Source organism: Stenoxybacter acetivorans DSM 19021 (genome assembly GCF_000745895.1).
GTDB lineage: Bacteria > Pseudomonadota > Gammaproteobacteria > Burkholderiales > Neisseriaceae > Stenoxybacter > Stenoxybacter acetivorans.
Map to the genome: position 1 here is coordinate 1 of NZ_JQKE01000107.1, position 4,884 is coordinate 4,884.

The window sequence follows — 4,884 nt, forward strand, 5'->3', positions numbered from 1 at the left end:
CATAACTGCAAGGTTTTCTTGGTATTTGAACAGATTTATTGCAGTGAATTATAACATAAAATCAGTATTTATTGTATATTTTCAATCACTTGCCAGTAATTCAGGAGCGACTACATACCTACAATCGCTATGTACAAAGGCAGGGATTAGGGAAATATTTATAATGATTTACAACTGAAATTATTTCAGCGGATACCCCGCCGCTCTGCGGCGGGGTTGTTCATTTTTTAAGGCTGTTCGCCGTTTCAAATAAAAGACGGCGGCTTTACCGATTTCAGCAGACATATTGTTTTTTGGTCTGGTCAATTGAGGCAGTTTTTAGACTGTATTTTTTGATTATCAATCAGTTAGATTACTGGTTTGCGTTGGTTTATGCCTACTTAAATCTTCAACGGCTTTGCAAAAATAAAAAAAATCGCCCTGAAAAGGGCGATAAAAGGAACACAAACCACTACCAAAAGGGTGAATACATAGTACAACCAAATAATTAAAAATGCAAATGATAATTATTTCTATTTATATTGAAAAATATATCTAACTGTTTTATATGATGTTACTTTGTCAGAAATTTTGAAAATATGCTGAGTGGTTTAAATATAATAGATGCAATCCGCTATTAAGGAGAGGCAAAAAGCCGACACGGTAAGTAATTTGGTCATCAAGATACACCCAAATGAATCAGCGAGTTGCCACATTGTGATAAGCACAGTGGTAGCTTGTTATTCTTTCTGAAAGACAAAACAATGTGTTATCTGCCGATGTGTCTGAAATTAATCATCTTTTCCTGTTAATATGCGGCGCGATCCGCCCAATTCGACGGGAGACACCACACCCGCAGCTTCCAATGCTTCCATCAAGTTAGCGGCGCGGTTGTAGCCGATGCGCAGGTGGCGTTGTAAAGAAGAAATTGAGGTTTTTCGTGTTTCTAAAACAAAGGCGGCGGCTTGATCAAATAATTCATCGCTGCCGGAGCCGGGATTTACTTGATTGATAGTGGCTCGTGTTGCTTCGCCGCTGAGTAAGCCGTCTATATATTGAGCAGGTGCTTGAGTTTTCAGGCAGCCTACTAAAGCGTGGACTTCTTCATCAGACACAAATGCACCATGTAAGCGCACGGGCTCGGGAACGCCCGGCGGCAAAAACAACATATCGCCTTTGCCCAATAAATTTTCCGCACCCATTTGGTCAAGAATGGTACGGCTGTCGATTTTGCTGGACACTTGAAATGACAAACGGGTGGGAATATTGGCTTTAATTAAACCGGTAATCACATCAACACTGGGACGTTGCGTTGCCAAAATCAGGTGAATACCGGCAGCACGGGCTTTTTGCGCCAAACGGGCAATCTGTTGCTCTACTTTTTTGCCTTCCACCATCATTAAATCTGCCAACTCATCAATCACCACCACGATAAACGGCAGTGTTTGCAAAGGTTCAGGCTCATCTGGATTCAGACTGAATGGATTGAGTAGCGGGGTGTTAATTGAGGCTGCCTGAATTTTTTTGTTAAAACCATCGATATTGCGCACGCCGACATGTGCCAAGAGCTTGTAGCGTTTTTCCATTTCCGCCACACACCAATTTAAGGCTTGTGCTGCCTGTGTCATGTCAGTAACCACGGGGCACAGTAAATGCGGAATGCCTTCATATACCGACAATTCCAGCATTTTGGGGTCAATCATGATAAAGCGCACTTCATCTGCACGGGCTTTGAACAAAATGGAGGCAATCATGCCATTCACCCCCACTGATTTACCCGAACCGGTGGTGCCTGCTACCAATAAATGCGGCATTTTCGCTAAGTTGGCAATCACGGGAATACCGGCGATGTCCTTGCCTAAAGCCACAGTAAGTTTGTCTTGGGTTGCCTGAAAAATATCGGTGTTTAAAATTTCAGACAATAAAATCTCTTGCCGATGGGTATTGGGCAATTCCAGTCCCATTGTAGGCTTGCCGGCAATGGTTTCCACCACCCGCACGCTTTGCACTGATAATGCCCGAGCCAAATCTTTGCCTAAATTGACGATTTGACTGCCTTTTACGCCTTCTCCCGGTGAAATTTCATAGCGGGTAATCACAGGTCCCGCTGTCGCGCTTACAATTTCGGCATTAATGCCAAATTCATGCAGTTTGGCTTCAATGCGTGCCGCGGTTTGCTGTAGCTGGTCGGCGTTAATCGTTGCGGCGACAGGTTTAACGGATTTCAGTAAATTTAAATCAGGAAGATGGGTGCTGTTAGTCAGCGGAGTATCATGGGTTGGCTTTAAGGTGTTTTTACTGATCGCATTGCTTTTTGTACGCGGATTTTCATCAGCGTGTTTGCTGTCAAACAAATCATTTTGCAGATGTGCCGTTTGGGCAGAATTGTGCGTATGAATGGCAACGGTTTTACGGTTGCTGCTGGCAATGGCGGGAGCGGCGTGTGTGTCTGCGCTGCCGGTTTGCGTTTGCTCTGCCAAGCGGCGGGTTTCCCGAGTGTTTTGGGTCTCGGTAAGAAAACGATGAGGGCGGTAAATCAGCCAATGCCACAACCATTCCAACTGTGCGCCGATTTTTTCAATCAATATCAACCACGATACTTGCAGCAGCAACGACACCGCAATCAGCATGATTGCCAATATTATTAATAGGCTGCCTGAACGCCCCAGTATGTGATTTGATGTTTTGGCTGCAAATTGCCCGATTAATCCGCCTGCACCCAAAGGCAATGATTCCTGCAAATCTGTATTGAACAGCTGCGTTTCTAATATTGGGCTGAATAAACACAATATGCACAAACCAATTAAAGCCAAGCCGAAATGATAGGATTTGGTTTCTAAGGTGTTTCGGTGAAAGAGTTTTTGAGTTTTATAGAGTGCAACGGCAGCGGCAATCAGCCACCACCACGCAGATAAACCGAAGATGTAGTAGCTGATGTCTGCCGTATAAGCACCCAATAGACCTGCCCAATTGTGAACATCGATATGGGTAACACTGCGCGACCAAGCGGGGTCGCTCATGCTGAAACTGACCAATGCCAGCGTGATATAGGCAAAGAGCATCAGCGCAATCAGCCACAAAGCATCGCCCATTAAATGGATAAGTAAGGGTGAAGAAGATTTTGCAACCTTACCGGACGTGGTATTTTTCGGTTTGATGTGGTTTTTTTTGTTTACCATGACTCACTCAATCTGCATAGAGAAGTTGGGCGGTATTTTGCTGATGCTGTGCGATAACAAGCATCACCGCCCGAAGAATAATGCGTTTTGGGGATAGTGAGTCATTATACAAGATAGGCACAGCCCAAAATACGCGCGCCGCACGCTCCGGTAGCGCGGTGGACGGAAACAGGGCAGCGGTTTACCCAGCATGCCGCCAGCCAAGCAAAAGCCGCCGCTTCGGTTTGTTGTGCCGGCAAGTTCAAGGCATCGGTGGTGTGCAGCATTATTTGCTGTTGTGCCAATGCTTCACGCAGCCGCATCATCAATAATTGATTGCACACACCGCCGCCGCAGGCGTAAACCGACTGAATAACGCCGATGTTTTCGGTTTGATTTACCTGAATAATAGCATCACAGATGCTCTGTACTGTAAATTCCAATAATGTACGTAAAACATCAGGTGCACTTTCATCACCGTTCAAATAACCGTACAGCCAATTTAAGGAAAATAAATCACGTCCGGTGCTTTTGGGATAAGGCTGCCTGAAATAGGGGTGTAGCAACAGAGTGCGTAACAAATCAGGCAAGACTTTGCCGCTTGCCGCCAAATGCCCGCCCGCATCATAATCTTGCTGCCAATGGGATTGTACCCAAGCGTCCATCAACATATTGGCAGGTCCGGTATCAAAGCCAAACGGTAAATCATCAGCAGGCAATACACTGATATTGGCAATGCCGCCTAAATTCAATACCACCCGTGCTTGTTGGGTATCGGAAAATACGGCGTGATGAAAGGCAGGTACCAGCGGCGCACCTTGTCCGCCCGCTGCCAAATCACGGCTACGGAAATCACCGATAACAGTTGTTTTGGTTAATTCTGCCAAACGGGCATAATCCATCAATTGGATACTGTAACCCTGTTGCGGGGCGTGGCGAATGGTTTGCCCGTGGCAGCCAATGGCGGCAACATCATTTGCATTTATTTGTGCTTGTGCCAATACTTGCATAACGGCCTTTGCATTGAGTGCCGCCAATTCTTGTGCCAGTAAAGCAGCACGGCTCAGTTCATCAGTTCCGCTGTTTTGCAGTGCCAGTAAAGCATGTTTTAAAGTATTGGTATAAGGTAAAAATACATGGTGTTGAACACCATGCCAAGATGTTCCGTCCAATGTTGCCAAAACCGCGTCCACTCCGTCCATGCTGGTGCCGGACATTAAGCCAATGTAATACTGATTGCTCATGAACAAATGATTTCTTTAAAGTAAGGTGTTTGCGTGAAGGTGGGTGCTGAAGCGGTAAATACAGTAACAGTGCATGAATAAGCAAGCGAGTGGCTAAAAACAAATACCAATAAAAACAGCCGTTTTAAAAAAACATAGAAAATTTTTTTGCCAAACGGCTTGACGGTTAACTCGAAGGTACGTATAGTTCGCTTTCTTCGCTGAAGCGACAAGGAAACACCGCTGAACATACTAGTTTAGTGTAAAACCCAAGCGGAAGCAACGCTCTTTAACAAAACAGATTACCGATAAGTGTGGGTGCAACAGAAGCCCACACTGAATTCGAGAAGACAAGAAAAGAATTAAGTTTAACTTAATATCAAGACTTGTCAATTTCTTTGAATCAGACCAGCTTAAGTTGTGTTGAAAGACACGGCTTAAGGAAACAAGCTGAGATTAAACATAAGAGTTTGATCCTGGCTCAGATTGAACGCTGGCGGCATGCTTTACACATGCAAGTCGAA

Annotated in this window: 2 protein-coding genes and 1 rRNA gene; 1 reads left to right on the plus strand and 2 read right to left on the minus strand. The window is 44.9% G+C overall.

The window, feature by feature from the left end:
* Positions 1-770: 770 nt before the first annotated feature.
* Both Q384_RS10585 and Q384_RS10590 read right to left on the minus strand, forming a co-directional pair.
* On the minus strand, positions 771-3,158 hold the full coding sequence (locus tag Q384_RS10585; protein WP_084224472.1) for a DNA translocase FtsK: 2,388 nt from the start codon (positions 3,156-3,158) through the stop codon (positions 771-773).
* A 104-nt stretch (positions 3,159-3,262) separates the two neighbouring features.
* Positions 3,263-4,381: an anhydro-N-acetylmuramic acid kinase gene (locus Q384_RS10590; RefSeq protein ID WP_037587936.1), complete on the minus strand. Its 1,119-nt coding sequence runs from the start codon at positions 4,379-4,381 to the stop codon at positions 3,263-3,265.
* Positions 4,382-4,818: 437 nt separating this feature from the next.
* On the opposite strand from Q384_RS10590, the gene Q384_RS10595 reads away from it, so the two are divergent.
* Positions 4,819-4,884 (plus strand): 16S ribosomal RNA (locus tag Q384_RS10595); the annotation flags it as partial.

What these genes read in the sequence shown, in the direction of transcription:
- Q384_RS10585 (WP_084224472.1), bottom strand. Translation starts at nt 3,158, where the DNA reads ATGGTAAACAAAAAAAACCACATCAAACCGAAAAATACCACGTCCGGT.
- Q384_RS10590 (WP_037587936.1), bottom strand. Translation starts at nt 4,381, where the DNA reads ATGAGCAATCAGTATTACATTGGCTTAATGTCCGGCACCAGCATGGAC.